This is a genomic window from Sphingobium sp. B1D7B (genome assembly GCF_025961965.1).
Lineage (GTDB): Bacteria > Pseudomonadota > Alphaproteobacteria > Sphingomonadales > Sphingomonadaceae > Sphingobium.
Genome location: NZ_JAOQOR010000001.1, coordinates 873259 through 892279, shown reverse-complemented (window position 1 = coordinate 892279; position 19021 = coordinate 873259). Strand labels below are relative to the sequence as shown.

Sequence of the window (19021 nt, the reverse complement as noted above, 5' to 3'; positions counted from 1 at the left end):
GGGACTATGCGCATAAATCAGATCGCCCATCATCGTCGCGATCACGCCGAAAAAAGCCGGCTCGGACGCACGACGGGCATCGCCGCCATGGCCCTCGGCCTACTTCTCTCGGCAGCCCCCGCGCGGGCGGACTGGATCACCAGCTGGTCCGCCGCGCCCGTCCGGCCCCGCACGGATCTTGGCCCACTGATGGCGCCGAGAAGCTATAATAATCAGACGCTGGTGCAGACGCTTCGCATCGCGGCCGGCGGCACGGCACTGCGGCTGCGCTTGACCAATGCCTATGGCGAAAAGCCGCTGGAGATCGGCGGGGTGCGCATCGCCCTGCTCGATCCACAAGGCGCCGAAGTGCCGGGCTCGGCGCGGATGCTGCGCTTCGGCGGCGCGGCGACAGCCCGCATCCCGGCGCGCGCACCGTTGCTGAGCGACACGGTCGATATGCCCGTGCCGGATCTCGCCCGCCTCTCCGTGCAGATCTATGTGCCGGGCGATACCGGCCCCTGCACCTGCCATGAAAGCGGGCTGGATACGCTGCGCGTCTCGCCGCCCGGCAATTATCTCGGCAAGCCCTTCGAGCCTGTGCAGCAAGGTCCGCACCGCCCCTTCCTCGCCGCCGTGGAGATCGATGCGCAGGACGGTGCCGGGACGATTGCCATGCTGGCCGATTCGATCACCGATGGCATCGGCTCCACGCCCGGTGCGAACCGGCGCTGGCCGGACTTCCTCGCCGCCCGTCTGCTGGCGGCGAATCCCGGCAAGTGGGGCATCGCCAATCAGGGCATCAGCGGCAACCGCGTGCTCAGCGATGGCTTTGGCGATAGCGCCCTGGCCCGTCTGGACCGCGACATTCTCGCCCTGCCCGGCATCCGCTATCTGATCGTGTTCGAGGGCGTGAACGATCTTGGCATCGCCTTTGGCGCCGAGCGCATGGCCCAGCAGGCTGGCCGGCCCAATGTCCTCGCCGATGGCACCAAGGTAACGCTGGAGACGATGCTGGAAGGCTATCGCCAGATCGCCGAGCGCGCACGGGCGCGCGGCATCACGGCGGTCGGCGCGACGATCGCCCCCTATAAGGGCGCGACCTACTGGACGCCGGAGGCCGAGACCGTGCGGCAAGGCATCAATGCCGCCATCCGCTCCGGTACGATCTTCGATGCCTGGCTGGATTTCGACGTCGCCTTTGCGGACCCGGCCAATCCCCAGCAGATGCGGCCCGGCTATCATATGGGCGACTTCCTGCACGGCACCGACGCGGGTTATGAGGCGCTGGCCGCGTCCATCGATCTCTCGCTGTTCAAATAGCGCCACCGCGCGGGCCACGTCTGGGCGTCAACCCGTCGATAGCGGCATAACCCACAGCCCCAAGGCGCCGCACCAGGGCGGCGTGGCGCGGGTGGACCCCGCCAAGCGCGATCACCGGCAGGGTCGCAAGCCGCGCGAGCGCCGCAAAGCGTGCAGGGCCGAGTGGTCGCGCGCCGGGGTGCGAACGCGTGCGAAACAGCGGCGAGAGCAGCACAACGTCCGCACCGGCGCCCTGCGCGGCCAACGCTTCCCTATGGCTGTGCGCCGGCGCGCTATGCAGCCAGCGCGAGTCGCGCGGCCCCCGCGCCGGACCATGATGGCCATCTGCCCCCCAGTGCCGGGCCATGTCCGCATCGCCGGCCAGCAGAATGCGGCAATGGCGCTTGCGCGCTGCCCGCCGCACCTGATTGAACAAGGCCCGCCGTGCGATGGGGTCGAGGCGATAATGGCGCAGCACAATGGCCGAATGGCGCGGCAGACGCGCGATGGCGCGCAGCAGATCGTCCGTCGCAACGCGCTCGTCGCTCATCAGCCACAGGGTTGGCAGGGGAGTGCGCGATTTGCCTTGGCCTGCGTGCATCGCGCCTTTTATAGCGGCGCCGATGAATGGGCAAAATAATCAAATGAGCGCTGAGGGCACGGCCGAGAGCCGGTTGGCGCATGTGCGGGACAGCATCAGCAGGGTCGAGCGCGTCGCAAGTCGTCCTGCGGGGTCCGTGACGCTGATCGCCGTCAGCAAGACGCATCCGGCTGAGGCGGTGCGCCCGCTCATCGAGGCCGGGCAGCGCGTGTTCGGCGAAAACCGCGTTCAGGAAGCGCAGGCCAAATGGCCGGCGCTGCGCGAGGCTTATCCCGATATCCGCCTCCACCTTGTCGGCCAGCTTCAGTCCAACAAGGCGGAGGATGCCGTCGCCCTGTTCGATGCCATTCATGGCGTCGACCGCGCCTCGCTGATCGCGGCGCTGGCCAAGGCCATGGACAAGGCGGGCCGCCGGCCGGACTGCTTCCTGCAGGTCAATATCGGCGAGGAAGAGCAGAAGGGCGGCTGCGCCATCGCCGATGTGCCGGCCTTGCTGGAGCAGGCGCGTGCGGCGGACCTGCCGGTCGTCGGGCTGATGTGCGTGCCCCCCGCTGAGGTCGAAGCCGCGCCCTATTTCGCCCTGCTCGACAAGCTGGCCCGCGATCATGGACTGCCGGGCCGCTCCATGGGCATGTCCGGCGATTATGAGACGGCGGTGATGCTCGGCGCCACCCATGTGCGCGTGGGCACCGCTTTGTTCGGTACCCGCGACGCCGTCTGACGTCAGCCCGGCTTGCGCTGCGCCTTCACCGCGCCGGCCCACCATTCCAGCTCGTCCGCAAAGCCGGTGCAGCTGCGCACCAGCGCCGCGCCGCCCGCGCCGCTCGGTTCGCCGGCCGCATCGAGACTGTCCGTGATCCCACCGACTGCCACGCTGGCGGGAATCACGGCGATGCCCAGCGTCGTCAGCGTCGGGTGCCAGGCGTAGCTGGAGCGCGCGCCCGCCATCCGCCCTGCCGAATAGCTGACAATGCCGGCCGGCCGCCGACGCCATTCCTGATAATAATGGTCGATGAGATTCTTGAGGCCCGGCTGCAGACCGGAATTATACTCGCCGGTGACGAACACGAACCCATCGGCCGCGCTGATCTTGTCGGCCAGCGCCGTCATCTCGGCAGGGGCAGTACCGGGCGCATAATCGGAGAGGCGCTTGTCCAGCATCGGCAGGCCGACCGCCCGCGCATCGATCAGCTCCACTGCATGGCCCCGTTCGGACAGCATGCGCACGCAATAGTCCGCAAGCCTTATGCCGGCGCGCGCCTCCCGATAGGATCCATAGAAGACGAGAAGCGAAAGGCTCATATTGTCAGGCTCCGTGGCAATGATGATGCGAGCCTAGCAGCCTGTCCCATCCTGCGCGACGGGCGAAACGCCGGAGCAGCAAAGGGGGGAGCAGAGATGGAAAGCCCGCCGATCTGCGCTAAGGAAGGCGCATGACACCGCAGGATCTGCCCGTACCCGTCGATGCGCTGCTCTCCGCCATGGGGCTGGTCGGCATCTTCGTCTTTGCGGCCTCGGGCGCGCTGGCGGCGGCGCGGCTGGGCCAGACGCTCGTCACCTTCGCCTTCTTCGCCATCGCCACCGGCGTAGGCGGCGGCACGGTGCGCGATCTGCTGATCGGCGCGCCCGTCTTCTGGATTCACGATGTGCGCCCCGCGCTCATCTGCCTCGGTGCATCGCTGGTGGTATGGATGACGCCCGAGCGCTGGTGGAGCGAGCGCGCGCTCGACTGGCTGGACGCCGTGGGGCTGGTCGCCTTCGCCGTGTTCGGCACCGCCAAGGCCATGAGCCTGGACATCCCGCCCTTCATCAGCGCGCTCATGGGCATCATCACGGCCTGTGTGGGCGGCATTATCCGCGATCTGCTGGCCGGCCACCCCTCTATCGTGCTGCGCCCGGAAATCTATGTGACCGCCGCCGCCCTGTCGGCAGGCCTCTATGCCCTGCTCGCCAGCATCGGCATGGCCGCCCCTTGGGCCGCCGTGCTGGCGGTGATCGCCGGCTTCATCCTGCGCGCCGTTGCCATCGTGCGCGGCCTTGCGCTCCCGCATTATCGCGCCAGCATCAGCCCGGATCAGGCAGGTGGCCCCTCGGGATAATGCGGCAGATCATCGGCCGATGTCAGCCAGCTCAGCCCGCTTGAGGTCCAGATATGCTCGGTCGGCGGGTAGCGCTCGGGTTCATCCAGGCTGCCAATGGCAAGGCCGATCACATTGGCCGAGGCGCGCTCCGAGAACAATGTGGTTCCGCACGCGGTGCAGAAGCCGCGTCGCAACGCCGCCGAGCTGTGATGCCATCCCACCGGGCCTTCGATACGGACGGCATCGAGCAGCACCAGCACCCGCGCATAAAGCGGTGCGCCGGTCGCCTTTTGGCAGAGCCGGCAATGACAGGCGCGAATGTTGATCGGCGCCGTATCGGTCGCATAGCGGCAAGCGCCGCACAGGCAACCGCCGGTGATCGCGGCCGCCATTTCAGAGCGGCCGCTGGGCAGCGCCAACGAGGATGCCGAGCCAGCCTGCCTGCTCGCCCGACGTCATGGCGCTGGCCGGCGTAAAGGCGCGGCATTCCAGGCAGTCCGCGCGGATCGACGGGCCTTCCACCAGCCCCTTCAGATCACGCATGATACGCACGGCAATCTGCCGCTGCTGCCGCGCCGCATAGCTCAGCAGATCGCGCGGGGCGGTGATGGCGGGCGCTCTAGTCTCCCCGCTCAGGAACATGCCGAGAAACTGCGCGAGCGAATCCGGCTCCGGGTCGAAATAGCGCGCGCTTGCGGCGTCACCGCTCAGCTTGGCGCGCCGCGCGGCTTCCGCCACGGCCTCTTCCAGCCCGCCGAAGCGGTCGACCAGCTTGAGCTGATGCGCCATGCCGCCGGCCCACACCCGGCCCTGCGCGATCTCGTTGACGCGCTGCGGCGTCATCTTGCGGTTGCTGGCGACCAGACCGATGAACTTGCCGTAGATATCCTCCACGCTCGCTTGCGCCAGCGCGTTGAACTCGGGGCTCACCCCACCGATCACGTCCGGCTCGCCGGAGAGCGGCGTCGCTTTCACGCCATCGCTGGTGATGCCGACCTTGGCGAGCGCATCCTCGAAGCTCGGCAATATGCCGAACACGCCGATCGACCCGGTGATCGTCGCCGGCTCGGCAAAGATCATGTCGCTGGCCGTACTGACCCAATAGCCGCCGCTGGCCGCGACATTGCCCATCGAGACGACGATCGGCAAGCCCTTGGCCCGCGCCTGCGCCAGGGCGAGGCGAATTTCCTCCGCCGCCGCCGCCGATCCGCCGGGCGAATCGACGCGCAGCACCAGTGCCTTCACCGAATCCTCGGCCACCGCATCGTTGATGAGGCTGGCGACGCTGGTGCCCCCGGCTTGCCCCGGCGCCGCTTCGCCATCCACGATTTCTCCGGCCACGGTGACGACGCCGACCTGCCCGCCGCTGCCTTCCTTGTGCTTGCGCAAATAGCCCTCGAACGGGATGGCGGCGTAATCGCCCGGCCGCGGATCGCTCGCCTCCCCGACGATTTCGGCGACATGATTGCCGAACGTCACCGGATCGCCGAGCTTGTCGACCAGCCCTGCCGCCTGCGCCGCCTTGGCCGTATCACCGCCATTGGCGCGCAGCAGCGCCAGCGGATCGGCCAGATAATCCCGCACCCGCGCCGCCGGACGCGCCTTGCCCACATGTTCCAGCCAGTCGGACCAGATCGCCGTTACCAGCGCCTCATTGGCGGCACGCGCCTCGGGCGACTGTTCGGCCTGCGTATAGGGCTCCACCGCGCTCTTGAAGCTGCCGACGCGGTAGACATGCGCCTTCACCCCCAGCCGGTCGATCAGGCCCTTGAAGTAGAGATTGCTCCCGCCCGGCCCGGTCACCCCGACCATGCCGAGCGGATCGAGCCACACTTCGCTGGCATGGGCGGCCAGCATGTAGCTGGCATCGTCATAATAAGAGGCGCGGGTGAGCACCGGCTTGCCCGCGGCGCGCACCTTGTCCAGCGCCTCGCCCACGCGCTGCATCGCGACCTGACCGCCGCCGCCAAAGCCATCCAGATCGAGCACCACGGCCTTGATCGCGCTGTCGCCGGCCGCCGCCTCGATGGCGCGCACCACGTCGCGCAGGCGATACTCGCCCGACCCGCCGGTGCCCGCGACCATCGCATATTGATCGATCGGCCGGGGCTGCTCGACGATCGGCCTGTCCAGCGCAAGATAGAGCGCACCACTGGCCGGAAAGCTCTCTTCCATCCGCGCGGCCTTGAGGCCGGCGTAGAGCATCGCGAAGAAGAGGATGAGGAAGAGCAGGACCAGCGCGTCCTTCACCCCCATCATGATTTTCCAGGCAGTTTTCACAAGACTCAGCACGTTGGCGGCTCCTTTGCCGCTTCGCTAGCGCATCTTCCTGCCCGATGCACGTTCCCGTCAGATGCAAAACGCCCCGGCGATTGCGAACCGCCGGGGCGCATCATGCTTGATTGGTCGTCAGCCCTTCTTCTTCCAGGTGAAGAAGGCGGACATGACGTAGTTCCACACGACGCTGACCATGATTCCGGCCAGTGCGGACAGGGCCCAATAGGCCTTGTTGACGAACAGCCAGTCCGCCACGCCGATATTGGCCGCAGCACCGAAGGCACAGACGAGGTTGAAGGTGATCCAGCCGCGCAGCAATCCCCAGCCCTGCAGGCGCTGGTCGCGGTAGGTGAACATGTTGTTGAGCAGGAAGTTGCTGGTGATGGCGACGAGCGTCGCTGCGGTCTGCGCCGCCGCGAAGCTGACCCCCAGCGCCACAAACAGCAGCGTCAGCACCGCAAAGTGGACGACCACGCCCGTGCCGCCAACCATGGCGAAGCTCAGGAAGCGGACGGGCACGATATGGCCCACCGCCTTGTCCATGAGCAGCTGCACATATTCCCACAGCACCAGGCTATCGAGCTTGCTCTCGCCGAACTGGCGCGTGCGGAAGGTGTAGGGCACTTCCGCAACCCGCAGCGGCGTGGGTGCGCTGGCCGCGATATCCAGCAGGATCTTGAAGCCCACGGTCGAGAGATTGGGCAGCGAGCGCATGAAGGCATCCCGCCGCATCATCATGAAGCCGCTCATCGGGTCGGAAATCGGCGTCTTGGTCAGCTTGAGCGCCAGCTTGGTGGCGAACTGGCTCATCCGCTGGCGGCTCTCGCTCCAGTCGCCCATGCCACCGCCTTCGACATAGCGGCTACCCACCACCAGATCGACATCATCCGCCCTGATCCGCTCGAACATGGTCTTGAGCACGCTCTCATCGTGCTGAAGATCGGCATCCATGATCGCCACATAAGGGGCGGATGTCGCAAGAATGCCCTCGACGCAGGCGCTCGACAGGCCCCGGCGCCCAAAGCGATGGAGAATGCGCACGCGTGGATCGCGCTGAGCCAGCGCCCGCACCTTGCCGGAGGTATCGTCGGGCGAATTATCGTCCACGAACACCAGCTCCCAGGCGACGCCGGGCAGGGCCTTGTCGACCAGATCGGCGAGCAGGGCCACATTCTGCGCTTCGTTGAAGGTCGGAACGACGATCGCAAGCTCGGCCGGAAGCATCTGCGCCGCGACCGGAGCGTCTGTCATGATCTGGATGGTCACTCGGAAAGGTCCTCAATGGCTGGCGCGGCGGGTTGACGGGTCGGCGCTGATGCAGGGTCGGGATGATGGTACAGCGTACCGGTGAAGGCGAAATTACCGGGACGATCGATTGTTTCCGCCGGGCGCCATCCGGCCGCCGTCAGGGCGGGGACCAAATCCCTCGCCGGCGGGGGCGTCTCACCCCGCGCCACGGCGCGCAGGTCATTGTGGCTTTTGAGTTCGACATGGCTGACCAGCAATGTCGCGCGGTCGGCCAGCGCCGTCAGCGGCTGCGGCGGCCCACCCGGATCGCCGCCGCGCGTGATCCGAATCGCGGATCGCCCGTCCGCCGTCAGCAGCCATTGCGGCAGATCGTCGCGATGGGTGCGATAGAGCGGGAAATAGGCCCATGCCCAGGCATCGCCGACATGCAGCACGGCGAGCGGCTTCTCCGCCTTGGCCACCATGGACTCCAGCGTGCGCGAAGGCCCGTGGATGAACCAGTCGGCCCGCACCAGGAACATGACCAGCGCCGCCGCGCTACCGATGACCAGAAGGGCGGTGCCCGCGTGGCGAACCCAGTCGGCGACCCGCCCGCGCCTCGCGATGGCCCCGTCAGCGGCGAGCGCGAGGATCACCGCGAGCGGCGCCAGCATCCAGATATTATAGCGCGGCGCGAGCGCATCGAATTGCGAGACCAGCAGCGCCGCCGCGATGGTCACGATCGTGCCCGCAGCCAGCGCGAGGATCAGGCCGATGACCGGATCATGCCGGATGGCTGTTCCGCGTGTGGCGGCCTGCCCGCCAAGGCCGACTGCGGCGATGAGCAAAAGGATAGCGCCCCCCGCAAAGCACAAGGCGGCCACCGGCAGATCGACTAAAGTCGCGCCACTCACCAGCATCTGCGCCAGAAAGGCCGCGATGTCGCCCAGACCGACCCCGCCGGCCGGCGCGGCGGAGCCGGGTGCCGGCGAACTCAGATTGGCCGCACCCAGAACGAAGGGCGCAAGTCCTGCCCACAGCAGCAACAGCAGCGCATAGGCCAGCACCACCCGCACCGCGCCGCGCACGGTCCGCGCATCGATGAAGATCGCCAGCGTATAGGCCGATGTCGCGACGAGGCCGAAGAAATGCGTGTAGCCGCTCAGCACGCCGAGCAGCACGAACAGGCCCAGCCGCCGCACGCTTTGCGCCACGTCGCCGCGAATCACCATCGCCGCCTGCCCACAGCTGATCGCGAGAAGGATGGGATAGGCGCGGATTTCGACGGCCATCGAGACCAGCCGGGGGGAAAGCACCAGCAGCAGCCCGGCAATCAGGGCCGCGCGCGACCCGTAGCGAGACGCCAGCGCGCGCATCAGGATCAGGATGCCGCCGGCGGTGATCGCCGCATGATAAAGCCGGAACGCCAGCTCATTGGCGCCCCACAGGTGCCAGCCGATCATATCGATAAAGTAGCTGAGCGGCGGCATCCGGTCATCCGGTACGCCGAACCCGGCATCATAGCCGCCGGCCAGCCAGGAGAGCAGCGCGCCCGGCGCGAGGGTGACGCCGGAAAGCTGGGTCGTCTCGTCGATCCAGATATTCTGGACACGCGCGAAGAGGAATGCCGCAATGGCAAAAATCACGAGGACGGGCGTGGCCGCAAGCCAAAGCCGTCCTGCACCGCTGGACCCCTGCTTCATTGATTCCCCACGTCCCACAGGCCCGCCGGCCCGCATATCAGATCATCATTCCGCCAGCCGCTAGCACCGGCAGCCTAATTTTACGTCAACTGGCGTGCGCGCCATGGCCGAGCGCGAGATACTCCAGCGACTGCATTTCCATCAGGCGGGAGACCGTCCGCTCGAACTCGAACTTGCCATCCCCCCGCGGATAGAGATGCTGCGGCAGGGCGTCCGCACCGGCGATCAGCTTGACCTTATGCTCGTACAGGGCGTCGATCAGCGTGACGAAGCGCGCGGCCTCGTTGCGATTTTCCGGGCCGAGCACCGGAATGCCGACAATGATGACGCTGTGGAAGCGCCGCGCAATGGCGAGATAATCCGCCGCGCCGCGTGCTTCTCCGCACAGGCGCTTGAATGAAAACACCGCCACGCCCTTGAGGCTCTTGGGCACATGCAGGCTGCGCCCGCCGCCGACGCTCAGTTCCTCGCTCGGCACATTGGCGCTGTCTTCAGGCGGATAGTCCGTCAGGCGGAAGAAGATTTCGCGCAGCTTGGCGGTGGTCTCATCGCCATTGGGGACATGCCAGATGTCCATGCCGCCCAGCCGATCCAGCCGATAATCGGTCGGCCCGTTCAGCGGCACCACGTCGAGACGCGCCTTGAGCAGATCGATAAAGGGCAGGAACAGCTCGCGATTGAGCCCATCCTTGTAGAGATCGTCCGGCGCGCGGTTGGAGGTGGCGACCAGCGTCACCCCGGCATCGAACAGCGCGGTGAACAGGCGGGACATGATGGCGGCATCCGCCATATTGTTGACCACCATTTCATCGAACAGCAGCACCTTGGCCTCGGCCGCGAGTTGCGCGGCGACGGGCGCAATCGGGTCGCCGCTCTCGCTCTCGCGCACCGCCCTCAGCCGCGCATGCACATCGAGCATGAACTCGTGGAAGTGGATGCGGCGCTTGGCGGGGCCATCCAGGCAATCGCGCATCAGGTCCATCAGCATGGACTTGCCGCGCCCGACGCCACCCCAGAGGTACACGCCGCGGATCGGCTCGGGCGCCTTGCGGAGCATCCGCCAGAGTACGGAGCCTTTCTTCGGCGCGGCTTCCAGCTCCTGCTGCAGCCGGTCGAGCCGGATCGCGGCAGCGCGCTGATCCGGATCGGGTTTCAGCTCTCCAGCGGCGATAAGGTCGTCATAACAGGAGAGCAGGCCACTCATGCGTCGCGCGGGGAGGCCTCCGCCGGGGCGCTGTGCTGCACGCGCGGCTGCATGATCTCATATTTGGGCAGCGCCGGGTCGAAATAGTCCCAGGCCACGGCATCCTTCATGTAGATGACGCTTTGCGGCGACACGCGGTCGGGCTCATCGAGAGACCCGGCCTGCACCATGATGAACTCGCCCGGCAGCGTGCCGGAGGTGAAAATCCGCCCGCCGCATGTTCCGCAGAAATGCCGCGTCACATCCCCGCCGGTATCGCCATGGTTGGTATAGGTCTTGGGCGTGCCCTCGATGGCGAGCTGGCTGTTATGGATGCCGATGATCGTGGTGTGGCCGGTGCCGGTCGCCTTCTGGCAATCCTTGCAGCAGCATTGGGACACCCACAGCGTCGGCCCGGTCAGCTTGTAGCGGAGCTCTCCGCACAAGCAGCCGCCATCCAGAACTTCGCCTTCCTTCACCATCGCCGATCTCCGAATTGTCGTTGTCTCGGTCGACTGTGACGTCAAATCGCGCGTTCGACCATCATCTTTCGCGTCTCGGCAATGGCCTTGGCGGGCGACAGGCCCTTGGGGCACACATTGGCGCAGTTCATGATGGTGTGGCAACGATAGAGGCGGAAGGGATCTTCCAGATCATCGAGCCGCTCACCGGTCATCTCGTCGCGCGAGTCGGCCAGCCAGCGATAGGCCTGGAGCAGGATCGCCGGGCCAAGGAAGCGATCGGAATTCCACCAGTAGCTCGGGCAGCTGGAGGAGCAGCAGGCGCACAGGATGCACTCGTAGAGCCCATCCAGCTTCTCGCGATCCTCCGGGCTCTGCAGCCGCTCCTTGCCGCTCGGCGGCGGGGTGACGGTCTGCAGCCAGGGCTTGATCGAGCTGTATTGCGCATAGAAATGCGTGAAGTCCGGCACGAGATCCTTGATCACGTCCATATGCGGCAGCGGCGTGATGCGGACCTCGCCCTTGCAGTCCTCGATCGCGGTCGTGCAGGCGAGGCCGTTCTTGCCGTTGATATTCATCGAGCAGGAGCCGCAAATGCCCTCGCGGCAGGAGCGGCGGAAGGTCAGCGACGAATCCTGCTCGCCCTTCATCTTGATGAGGGCGTCGAGCACCATCGGCCCGCATTTATCGAGATCGATCTCGAACGTGTCGTAGCGGGGGTTCTCGCCGCTATCCGGATCGTAGCGATAGACCTTGAACTTCTTGACGTTCGTGGCGCCGTCCTGCGCCTTGTGCACGGTCCCGTTCTTGCGAACGACGCTGTTTGCGGGGAGGGAGAATTCGGCCATCGTCTGTTTCCTGCCGCCTGCTGGCTGATCGGGCGCTTGATGCCGCGCCGCAATAAAAGCAATGCGGCGTCCTAGCGCGTGTGTCCGCGCGGCTCAAGCACCGAGCGGAGGCCACGCGAAATTGCTTGTCACCGCTGCCATCCTGCATCCAAACACCCCGCCAGACGTTCCCGGCGAGCATGACGGTCACAATGAGCGACTCCCTCTTCATCTATAATGAGCGCAGCGGCACATGCGATCCTGCGCTGGTGTCCGCGATCCAGGCCGCGTTCGCGCAGGCCGGACGACCCATCGGCACCGCCCGGCCCATCGACGACGGCCCGCTCCCAGACGCCGCGCAGGCCCGTGAGCGCGGCATTGGCCTCGTCATCATTCTCGGCGGGGATGGCTCGCTCGCCTCCACCGCGCAGGCGCTCGCCGGCTGGGATGGCACCCTGCTCGCGCTGCCCGGCGGCACGATGAACCTGCTGGCCCACCGGCTCCACGGCAATCTCGATCCGCTCGCCATCGCCAAGGCCTATCTGGCGGACAAGGGGACCGTGATGGCCGTGCCGGTGATCGAGGCAGACGAGATCACCGCCTATACGGGCATCATCGTCGGCCCCACGGCCGCGTGGGGCAATGTGCGCGAGGCGCTGCGCAATCATGATCTCGCCGCGCTGGCGGAAAAGGTGCCGGAGGCCATCACCGCCACCTTCGAGGCCCCGGCCGTCTCCCTCGTCGGCGATCCGCGCGATTATCCCGCGATCTTCGTCGAGCCGGCCAAGCAGGGCTTGCATGCCTATGGCGTGCTCGCCCGTAATGCCGGCGAGTTGTTCGCGCATGGCTGGGCCTGGCTCTCGGGCGATTTCCGCAATGGGCCCTCCGAATCACTCGGCACCGCCGATCATCTGGAGATAGAAAGCGCCGGCAAGACGCTGGACCTGCTCGTCGATGGCGAGAAGGCGACCACCAAGGCGCCCTTCAACCTCCGCAGCGCCCAGTCGGGCGTGCGCTTCTTCGCCGCACAGGGGGACGCAGGCTGGCGCTGAGCCATAGCGCCGCCGCCCGCCGTACGACATTTCTCCCCCTCCAGCGCCACGCCGGGCCCTTCCCACCAGCCCACGGACATGCTGAAATGCAGCCATGTCCATGCTCACGCGCCTGCTCACCGCCGCTCTGGCTTTCTCCGCGACCACCGCGCTGGCCGAACCGGCCGATCCCGCCGATCCCAATCTGCCGCGCCTCAAGAAAGTGCTCGCCGCCACGCCGCTGATCGACGGGCATAATGACTGGCCCGGCGCCATCGCCGGCCATGATGGCGATGCGCGCTGGTCGGTGGATCTGACCCGGCTGAACACAGAGGATTTCGATACGGACATCTCCCGGCTTCGGCAGGGCATGGTCGGCGGTCAGTTCTGGTCCGTCTATGTCCCCGCGACGCTGCCGCCGCTGGAACAGGTCAAGAAGACGCTGGAACAGATCGACCTCGTGAAATCCATCGTGCGCCGCTACCCGGCCGAGTTCACGCTCACGCGCACCGCCGCGCAGGTCCGGGCCGCGCACAAGGCCGGGCGGATCGCCTCGCTGATCGGCGCGGAAGGCGGCGGCCAGATCGACGAGAGCTTCTCGGTCCTGCGCGCTTATGCCGAGCTGGGCGTGGGCTACCTCACCCTGACGCACAGCCGCACCATTGCCTGGGCGGACAGCGCCACCGACGATCCGGCCCATGGCGGGCTCACCCCGTTCGGCGTGGCGGTGGTGCGTGAGATGAACCGGCTGAACATGCTGGTCGATCTCAGCCATGTGAACGAGGACACGATGCTGGACGCGATCGCCGCGAGCCGCGCGCCGGTCATCTTCTCCCATTCCAGCGCACGGGCGCTGTGCGATCATCCTCGCAACGTCTCGGACAAGGTGCTCAAGGAGGTCGCGCGCACCGGCGGCATCGTCATGGTCGCCTTCGCGCCCAATTATATTTCGGAGCCGCGCCGGGTGTGGGGCGTGCAGCAGGGCGCCCAGCGCGCGCTCTACAACCAGCCGCCGCTCAACGGCCTCTATATCGGCCAGCCGGACCGGGCGAAGGCCGCCATGGAAGCCTGGCTCGCCGCCAATCCCGAGCCGCGCGTGACGGTGCAGATGGTCGCCGACCATATCGATCATATCGCCAGGGTCGCCGGCTATGATCATGTCGGCCTTGGGGGCGATTATGATGGGCTGCCGGCCCTGCCGGACGGCATGACCGGCGTTGAAAGCTATCCGCCACTGCTGCTGGAGCTGATGAAACGCGGCTGGAGCGATGCCAATATCGCCAAGCTGGCCGGCGGCAACATCCTGCGCGTCATGGAACAGGCCGAGAAGGTCGCCGCCTCCCTGAAGGACGAACCACCCGCCACCGGCACGCGCGAGGCGATGGACGCCGCGCCGAAGGGCTAAGCCATCCCCTCAATTCACCCCCTCAATTCACAGGCGCGCGCCGCCTGTAACTCAGCGCTTCCGCCACATGCGCCCGCCCCACGGTCTCCGCGCCTGCCAGATCGGCAATGGTGCGGGCGACCCTGAGCACGCGGGTATAGCCCCGCGCGCTCAGCTTCATCGCGGCGGCAGCCTGCGCGAGAAGATCGCGGCCCGGCGCGTCCGGCGCGGCATGGGCATCCAGCGCATCGCCAGTCAGTTCCGCATTGGTGCGCGCGCCACCGCTTGATGCCGCGCGCGCCGTCTGGCGTGCCCGGGCCTGCGCGACGCGGGCGGCAACCTCCGCCGATCCCTCGACCGGGGGCGGGAGCAGCAGATCCGCCGCGGAAACCGCGCCGACCTCCACATGCAGATCGATCCGGTCCAGCAGCGGTCCCGAAACCTTCGCCTGATAATCCCCCGCACAGCGTGGCGCCCGCGAGCAGGCCAAAGCGGGATCGGCGAGATGCCCGCAGCGGCAAGGATTCATCGCGGCAATCAGCTGGACCCGCGCCGGGAAGGTCACATGCGCATTGGCGCGCGCGACGCTGACCTCGCCCGTCTCCAGCGGCTGCCGCAAACTATCCAGCACCGCGCGCTGAAATTCGGGCAGCTCGTCCAGAAACAGCACGCCCAGATGCGCGAGGCTGACTTCCCCCGGCTTCACCCGCAGCCCGCCCCCGACCAGCGCCGCCATGGAGGCACTGTGATGCGGCGCGCGATAGGGGCGGTTCTGGCTGATCCGCCCGCCCGAGAGCGTGCCGGCCACGGATGCGACCATGGAGACTTCCAGCGCTTCGGCCGGGGTCAGCGGCGGCAATATGCCCGGCAGGCAGCTCGCCATCAGCGATTTGCCGGCTCCTGGCGGCCCGACCATCACCAGATTATGGCCACCGGCCGCCGTGATCTCCAGCGCTCGCTTGGCGACCTCCTGGCCCTTCACTTGCCGCAGATCCGGCCCCGGCACAGGCGGTTCGACAGTGCCGGGCGCCGGGCGCGGCAGCACCGTCGCGCCCTTGAGATGATTGATGAGACCGAGCAGATCCGGCGCAGCCAGCACGCCTTCGGAGCCTGCCCAGGCAGCCTCCGACCCCTGCGCCGCCGGGCAGATCAGCGTCTTGTCCGCCTGCGCCGCATGGAGCGCGGCCAGCAGCACGCCCGGCACCGGCGCGATGCGCCCGTCCAGCCCCAGCTCACCCACGACGAGATGATCGGCCAGTTGCTCGGCATCGACGACGCCCATCGCCCCCAGCAGGGCCAGCGCGATCGGCAGATCGTAATGCGAGCCTTCCTTGGGCAGGTCCGCCGGTGAGAGATTGACCGTGATGCGCTTGGGAGGCAGCGAGAGGCCGATGGCGGCGATGGCATTGCGCACGCGCTCGCGGCTTTCCGCCACGGCCTTGTCCGCCAGCCCGACGACGATGAAGTTCGGCAAGCCGGAGACAAGCTGGCACTGCACCTCGACCGGCCGTGCCTCCAGCCCGAGAAACGCCACCGTTTCCACCGTCGCAACCAAGACTTGCCCCCTCTTTGTTCCCCTCCCTGTCTATGTCGGGTCAACGGGGCAAAGTCGAGCCGCTTTCGTCGGGCTGGTAGCGCGGCGGCAGGTTGAACAGCGCCGCGAAGCGCGCCTCCAGCGCCGCATCGCCACTCACGCTGAGCTCGCCCGTCTCGGCAAGCTGGTCGACGGGCATCTTGCCGTAGAAGCGCTTGGCAAGGCCGCGCGCGCTGCCCTCATAGGCGAGGTCCGGCGCCGAGACCTCGCCGGCTTCGACATGATAAAGCCCGCGATCCAGACTGGCGCGATAGGGCGTGCCGTCAATGCGAAAGCCGACCTGCAGCACCATCTCCGCCGCCGCTGCCCGATCCAGATTGACCTTGAAAGAGAGCATCATCGCCGTGCCGTTGAGCGGCAGCATCCGGTCATGCGTCGGCGAGCGATAGGCCCATTGCGCCATCGCCAGCACCATCGGCTCGGCCTCCTTGCCCCATGGCGTCAGGCCATAAACCTGCACATTGGCGGGCGGCGGCAGGCGCAGACGCTCGACAATGTGGCGCTCCTCCAGCTCGGTCAGGCGCTGGGTGAGCACATTGGCGCTCAGCCCCGGCAAGGCCGCGCGCAGATCGGAAAAGCGGCGCGGCCCGAGCAGCAATTCGCGGACGACAAGCAACGCCCAGCGCTCCCCGACCAGATCGAGCCCGTGCGCAAGGCCGCAGGCGTCGTCAAACCGACGCTTTTGAGGGAGTTTCGCCTCGTGAGTTATTTTTTCTAACTCCATAGTTGCAACATCTAATTTCTTCCGTCAGGATCGTCAAGGTCGGTGATTCGGGTGGGGCCGATACGGCGAGAGAGTTTGGGAGAGGACGGGTAGCTGCCATGGAACGGATGATTTTCGTCAATTTGCCAGTCACGGATCTGGCACGGTCGATGCGCTTCTATGAGGCGATCGGAGCAGTCAACGATCCGCAATTCACCGACGAGAGCGCCGCGATGATGCGCTTTTCCGAGACGATCTGCGTCATGCTGCTCACCCGCGAGCGCTTTGCCAGTTTCACGCCGCGAAAAATTCCCGATGCGCATGAATGTGCGCAAGTGCTGCTCGCACTCAGCGAGGAGAGCCGTGCGTCCGTGGATGCGATCACGGAGCGCGCGGCTGCTGCGGGCGGCACGCCCGATCCCAATCCGCTGCAGGACCACGGCTTCATGTATGGCCGCAGCTTCGCCGATCCCGATGGCCACATCTGGGAAACCGCGTGGATGGACATGAGCGCCGTCCCGCAACCGGCCTGATTGCTTCGGCAGGAGATGCGACCATGTCCTTCCAGGCCTATCTGGACACGATCAAGGCAAAAACCGGCCAGTCGCCGGACGACTTGCGCGCTTACGCCGCCTTTCAAGGCTTTCTCGACGACGAGAAGAAGCTGCGCCCGGAGGTGAAGGCGGCGACGCTGGTCGCCAGTCTCAAGCGCGATTTCGATCTCGGTCAGGGTCACGCGATGGCGGTCTACGCCCTGCTCAAGGGTACGCGCAAGGAAGGCGACTGAGCCCCTGCAGCATTCAGACCGCACAGAGAGGAGTGATACATGTCTCAGAGGGATAGCGCCTCCATCGAGGTGACTGCATTTTCATGGGTGCCGCCGTTCGCGCGCGGCCATGTCCGCGATCTGCGGGTGCGCTGGGCGCTGGAGGAGGCAGGCCTCGATTATCGCACCCGCCTGATCAGCGCCATCGACCGGCCGGCGGACTATTATCGCGAGCAGCCCTTCGGCCAGGTGCCGCATTATCGGGAGGGGAATGTCGCCCTGTTCGAGAGTGGCGCCATCGTCCTCCACATCGCCGAGAAGGACGAGCGGCTGATGCCGCGCGATCCCGTCGGGCGGGCGCGGGCGATCACATGGGCCGTCGCCGCACTCAACAGCATCGAGCCGGGCATCATGCATCTGGCCGATATCGACCTGTTCTGCGCCGGGCAGGAGTGGGCGAGGCTGCGCCGCCCGGATGCCGTCAAGCAGGTGGAAGGCCGCCTCGACCGGCTTGCCGCAGCGCTGGGCGACAAACCCTGGCTGGAAGAGCGCTTCACGGTCGGCGACCTTCTGATGGTCGAGGCGCTGCGCAATCTCTCGCCGGATCGCCTCGCCATACCGGACGTGCTGACCGCCTATGTCGCGCGCGGCGAGGCGCGTCCCGCATTCAAGGCCGCCATGGCGGCGCAAATGGCCGACTTCATCTCCGATGATGCGGTCCAATCAGAAGGAGTATCCGCATGACCTATATCGATGGCATTCTCGTGCCGGTGAAGCCGGGCCGCAAGGCGGACTATCTGGAGATCGCCCGCCGGGTCGATCCGCTCTTCATCGAATATGGCGCGCTGCGCGTGGTGGAGGGCTGGAATGACGATGTGCAGCCCGGCAAGACCAACGATCTGCGCACCGCCGTCCTGGCGGAAGAGGGCGAGGATGTCGTCTTCTCCTGGATCGAGTGGCCGGACAAGGCGACCCGCGATTCCGGCTGGCAGAAGCTGATGGCCGACGAGCGCATGGCGCACGCCCCGGAGGACAATCCAATGGTCGGCCCGCGCATGATCTACGGGGGCTTCACCGTGATTCTGGACGAGCGCAAATAGCATTGGCGGGAGGAGGCGGCCCCATGACCAACAGGCAGGGCGAATTCATCTGGTACGAGCTGATGACCTCCGATCTGGAGGCCGCCCGCGCCTTCTACGGGGCGGTGGTCGGCTGGAGCATCGCGGACCGGAGCGACATGCCCGGCATGGACTATCGCATGATCCGCGCCGCCGATGGCGAGGTCGGGGGCATGATGGCGCTGGATGCCGAGATGATCGCAGGCGGCGGGCGCCCGATCTGGATCGGCTATATCGGCGTCGATGATGTCGACGTGACGGCGGCCGCGATCCTGGCCATGGGCGGTCGCCTCTACGTGCAACCGCAGGACATCCCCGGTGTCGGCCGCTTCGCCATGGCGGCCGACCCGCATGGCGCGCCCTTCTACATCATGCGCGGCAGCGTCGAGGGTGGCGTCAGCCGCGCCTTCTCGCCGCAAGCGGTGGGCCATTGCGGCTGGAACGAACTCTCATCGCCAAACCAACCGGCAGCGCTCGCCTTCTATACAGGCCTGTTCGGCTGGACCAATCCCTCCGCCATGCCGATGGGGCCGATGGGCGACTATCGTTTCCTGTCCGTGGGCGATCTGCCCATCGGCGCCAGTCTGGAACAGAAAGACCAGCGGGCCGAATGGCGCTTCTATTTCCGCGTCCCGTCCATCCGCGCCGCGATGGAAGCCATCACAGCCCATGGCGGCACCATCACCACAGGCCCCCATGAGGTTCCCGGCGGTGACTGGGTCGTCATGGGCACCGATCCGCAGGGCGCGCGTTTTGCGCTTGTGGGCGATCGATAAGGAGAGCG

The 19021-nt window shown here is 66.8% G+C and carries 21 protein-coding genes; 10 read left to right on the top strand and 11 right to left on the bottom strand.

Features of this window, described 5'->3' with window-relative positions; all coding sequences use genetic code 11:
- The first annotated feature begins 6 nt into the window (after window positions 1-6).
- Window positions 7-1302 carry an SGNH/GDSL hydrolase family protein gene (locus M2336_RS04190; RefSeq protein WP_264574093.1) on the top strand — a complete coding sequence of 432 codons (1296 nt, stop codon included), beginning with the start codon at window positions 7-9 and terminating at the stop codon, window positions 1300-1302.
- On the opposite strand, the gene M2336_RS04185 is transcribed toward M2336_RS04190, so the two are convergent.
- Entirely contained in the window at window positions 1295-1831 is a 537-nt protein-coding gene (locus M2336_RS04185; protein WP_264574092.1) for a thiamine phosphate synthase, read from the bottom strand. The two genes, M2336_RS04190 and M2336_RS04185, sit on opposite strands and share 8 nt — an antisense overlap.
- A 94-nt stretch (window positions 1832-1925) precedes the next feature.
- Between M2336_RS04185 and M2336_RS04180 the strand changes: the two genes are divergently transcribed.
- Window positions 1926-2603: a YggS family pyridoxal phosphate-dependent enzyme gene (locus tag M2336_RS04180; RefSeq protein ID WP_264574091.1), complete on the top strand. Its 678-nt coding sequence runs from the start codon at window positions 1926-1928 to the stop codon at window positions 2601-2603.
- A gap of 2 nt (window positions 2604-2605) precedes the next feature.
- Here M2336_RS04180 and M2336_RS04175 read toward each other — a convergent pair whose 3' ends face one another.
- Entirely contained in the window at window positions 2606-3184 is a 579-nt protein-coding gene (locus M2336_RS04175) for an NADPH-dependent FMN reductase (protein WP_264574090.1), read from the bottom strand.
- Window positions 3185-3315: 131 nt separating this feature from the next.
- On the opposite strand from M2336_RS04175, the gene M2336_RS04170 reads away from it, so the two are divergent.
- Window positions 3316-3981 (top strand): trimeric intracellular cation channel family protein, encoded by a 666-nt coding sequence (locus M2336_RS04170; RefSeq protein ID WP_264592575.1) that lies wholly within the window; start codon window positions 3316-3318, stop codon window positions 3979-3981.
- Here the strand turns inward: M2336_RS04170 and M2336_RS04165 are convergent.
- The 7 genes from M2336_RS04165 to M2336_RS04135 form a co-directional block, all read right to left on the bottom strand.
- The gene (locus tag M2336_RS04165; RefSeq protein ID WP_264592574.1) at window positions 3957-4355 is read right to left on the bottom strand and encodes a GFA family protein; all 399 of its coding nucleotides are present in this window, start codon (window positions 4353-4355) and stop codon (window positions 3957-3959) included. The two genes, M2336_RS04170 and M2336_RS04165, sit on opposite strands and share 25 nt — an antisense overlap.
- A gap of 1 nt (window position 4356) precedes the next feature.
- Complete coding sequence (gene sppA / locus M2336_RS04160; RefSeq protein WP_413715984.1) at window positions 4357-6252, bottom strand: signal peptide peptidase SppA; 1896 nt, start codon at window positions 6250-6252, stop codon at window positions 4357-4359.
- Window positions 6253-6372: 120 nt separating this feature from the next.
- Window positions 6373-7506: a glycosyltransferase family 2 protein gene (locus M2336_RS04155; protein ID WP_319801638.1), complete on the bottom strand. Its 1134-nt coding sequence runs from the start codon at window positions 7504-7506 to the stop codon at window positions 6373-6375.
- The gene (locus M2336_RS04150; protein WP_264592573.1) at window positions 7503-9170 is read right to left on the bottom strand and encodes a hypothetical protein; all 1668 of its coding nucleotides are present in this window, start codon (window positions 9168-9170) and stop codon (window positions 7503-7505) included. Before M2336_RS04150 ends, M2336_RS04155 begins: the two co-directional genes overlap by 4 nt.
- An 85-nt stretch (window positions 9171-9255) precedes the next feature.
- Window positions 9256-10374 (bottom strand): cell division protein ZapE, encoded by a 1119-nt coding sequence (zapE, locus tag M2336_RS04145; RefSeq protein WP_264592572.1) that lies wholly within the window; start codon window positions 10372-10374, stop codon window positions 9256-9258.
- Window positions 10371-10835: a GFA family protein gene (locus M2336_RS04140; protein ID WP_181560956.1), complete on the bottom strand. Its 465-nt coding sequence runs from the start codon at window positions 10833-10835 to the stop codon at window positions 10371-10373. Before M2336_RS04140 ends, zapE begins: the two co-directional genes overlap by 4 nt.
- A 41-nt stretch (window positions 10836-10876) precedes the next feature.
- Window positions 10877-11662: a succinate dehydrogenase iron-sulfur subunit gene (locus M2336_RS04135; RefSeq protein ID WP_264571563.1), complete on the bottom strand. Its 786-nt coding sequence runs from the start codon at window positions 11660-11662 to the stop codon at window positions 10877-10879.
- A gap of 191 nt (window positions 11663-11853) precedes the next feature.
- Between M2336_RS04135 and M2336_RS04130 the strand changes: the two genes are divergently transcribed.
- Together M2336_RS04130 and M2336_RS04125 are read left to right on the top strand one after the other, a co-directional pair.
- Window positions 11854-12693: a diacylglycerol/lipid kinase family protein gene (locus tag M2336_RS04130; RefSeq protein WP_264592571.1), complete on the top strand. Its 840-nt coding sequence runs from the start codon at window positions 11854-11856 to the stop codon at window positions 12691-12693.
- A 94-nt stretch (window positions 12694-12787) separates the two neighbouring features.
- Window positions 12788-14077 carry a dipeptidase gene (locus M2336_RS04125; protein ID WP_264592570.1) on the top strand — a complete coding sequence of 430 codons (1290 nt, stop codon included), beginning with the start codon at window positions 12788-12790 and terminating at the stop codon, window positions 14075-14077.
- 22 nt (window positions 14078-14099) lie between these two features.
- On the opposite strand, the gene M2336_RS04120 is transcribed toward M2336_RS04125, so the two are convergent.
- The gene (locus M2336_RS04120; protein ID WP_264574079.1) at window positions 14100-15611 is read right to left on the bottom strand and encodes a YifB family Mg chelatase-like AAA ATPase; all 1512 of its coding nucleotides are present in this window, start codon (window positions 15609-15611) and stop codon (window positions 14100-14102) included.
- Window positions 15612-15651: 40 nt separating this feature from the next.
- Window positions 15652-16374, bottom strand: a complete 723-nt coding sequence (locus M2336_RS04115) for a winged helix-turn-helix transcriptional regulator (protein ID WP_264574078.1) — start codon at window positions 16372-16374, stop codon at window positions 15652-15654.
- A 98-nt stretch (window positions 16375-16472) separates the two neighbouring features.
- Here M2336_RS04115 and M2336_RS04110 point away from each other — a divergent pair, with 98 nt between their 5' ends.
- The 5 genes from M2336_RS04110 to M2336_RS04090 are packed head-to-tail and all read left to right on the top strand — an operon-like array spanning window position 16473 to window position 19013.
- On the top strand, window positions 16473-16886 hold the full coding sequence (locus M2336_RS04110) for a VOC family protein (RefSeq protein WP_181560961.1): 414 nt from the start codon (window positions 16473-16475) through the stop codon (window positions 16884-16886).
- A gap of 23 nt (window positions 16887-16909) precedes the next feature.
- Entirely contained in the window at window positions 16910-17140 is a 231-nt protein-coding gene (locus M2336_RS04105) for a DUF4287 domain-containing protein (protein ID WP_181560962.1), read from the top strand.
- 39 nt (window positions 17141-17179) lie between these two features.
- On the top strand, window positions 17180-17863 hold the full coding sequence (locus tag M2336_RS04100; protein ID WP_264577809.1) for a glutathione S-transferase family protein: 684 nt from the start codon (window positions 17180-17182) through the stop codon (window positions 17861-17863).
- Entirely contained in the window at window positions 17860-18219 is a 360-nt protein-coding gene (locus M2336_RS04095; RefSeq protein WP_181560964.1) for a DUF1428 domain-containing protein, read from the top strand. The genes M2336_RS04100 and M2336_RS04095 overlap by 4 nt, the downstream gene beginning before the upstream one ends.
- Before the next feature lie 23 nt (window positions 18220-18242).
- Entirely contained in the window at window positions 18243-19013 is a 771-nt protein-coding gene (locus tag M2336_RS04090) for a VOC family protein (RefSeq protein ID WP_264574076.1), read from the top strand.
- Window positions 19014-19021 lie beyond the last annotated feature (8 nt).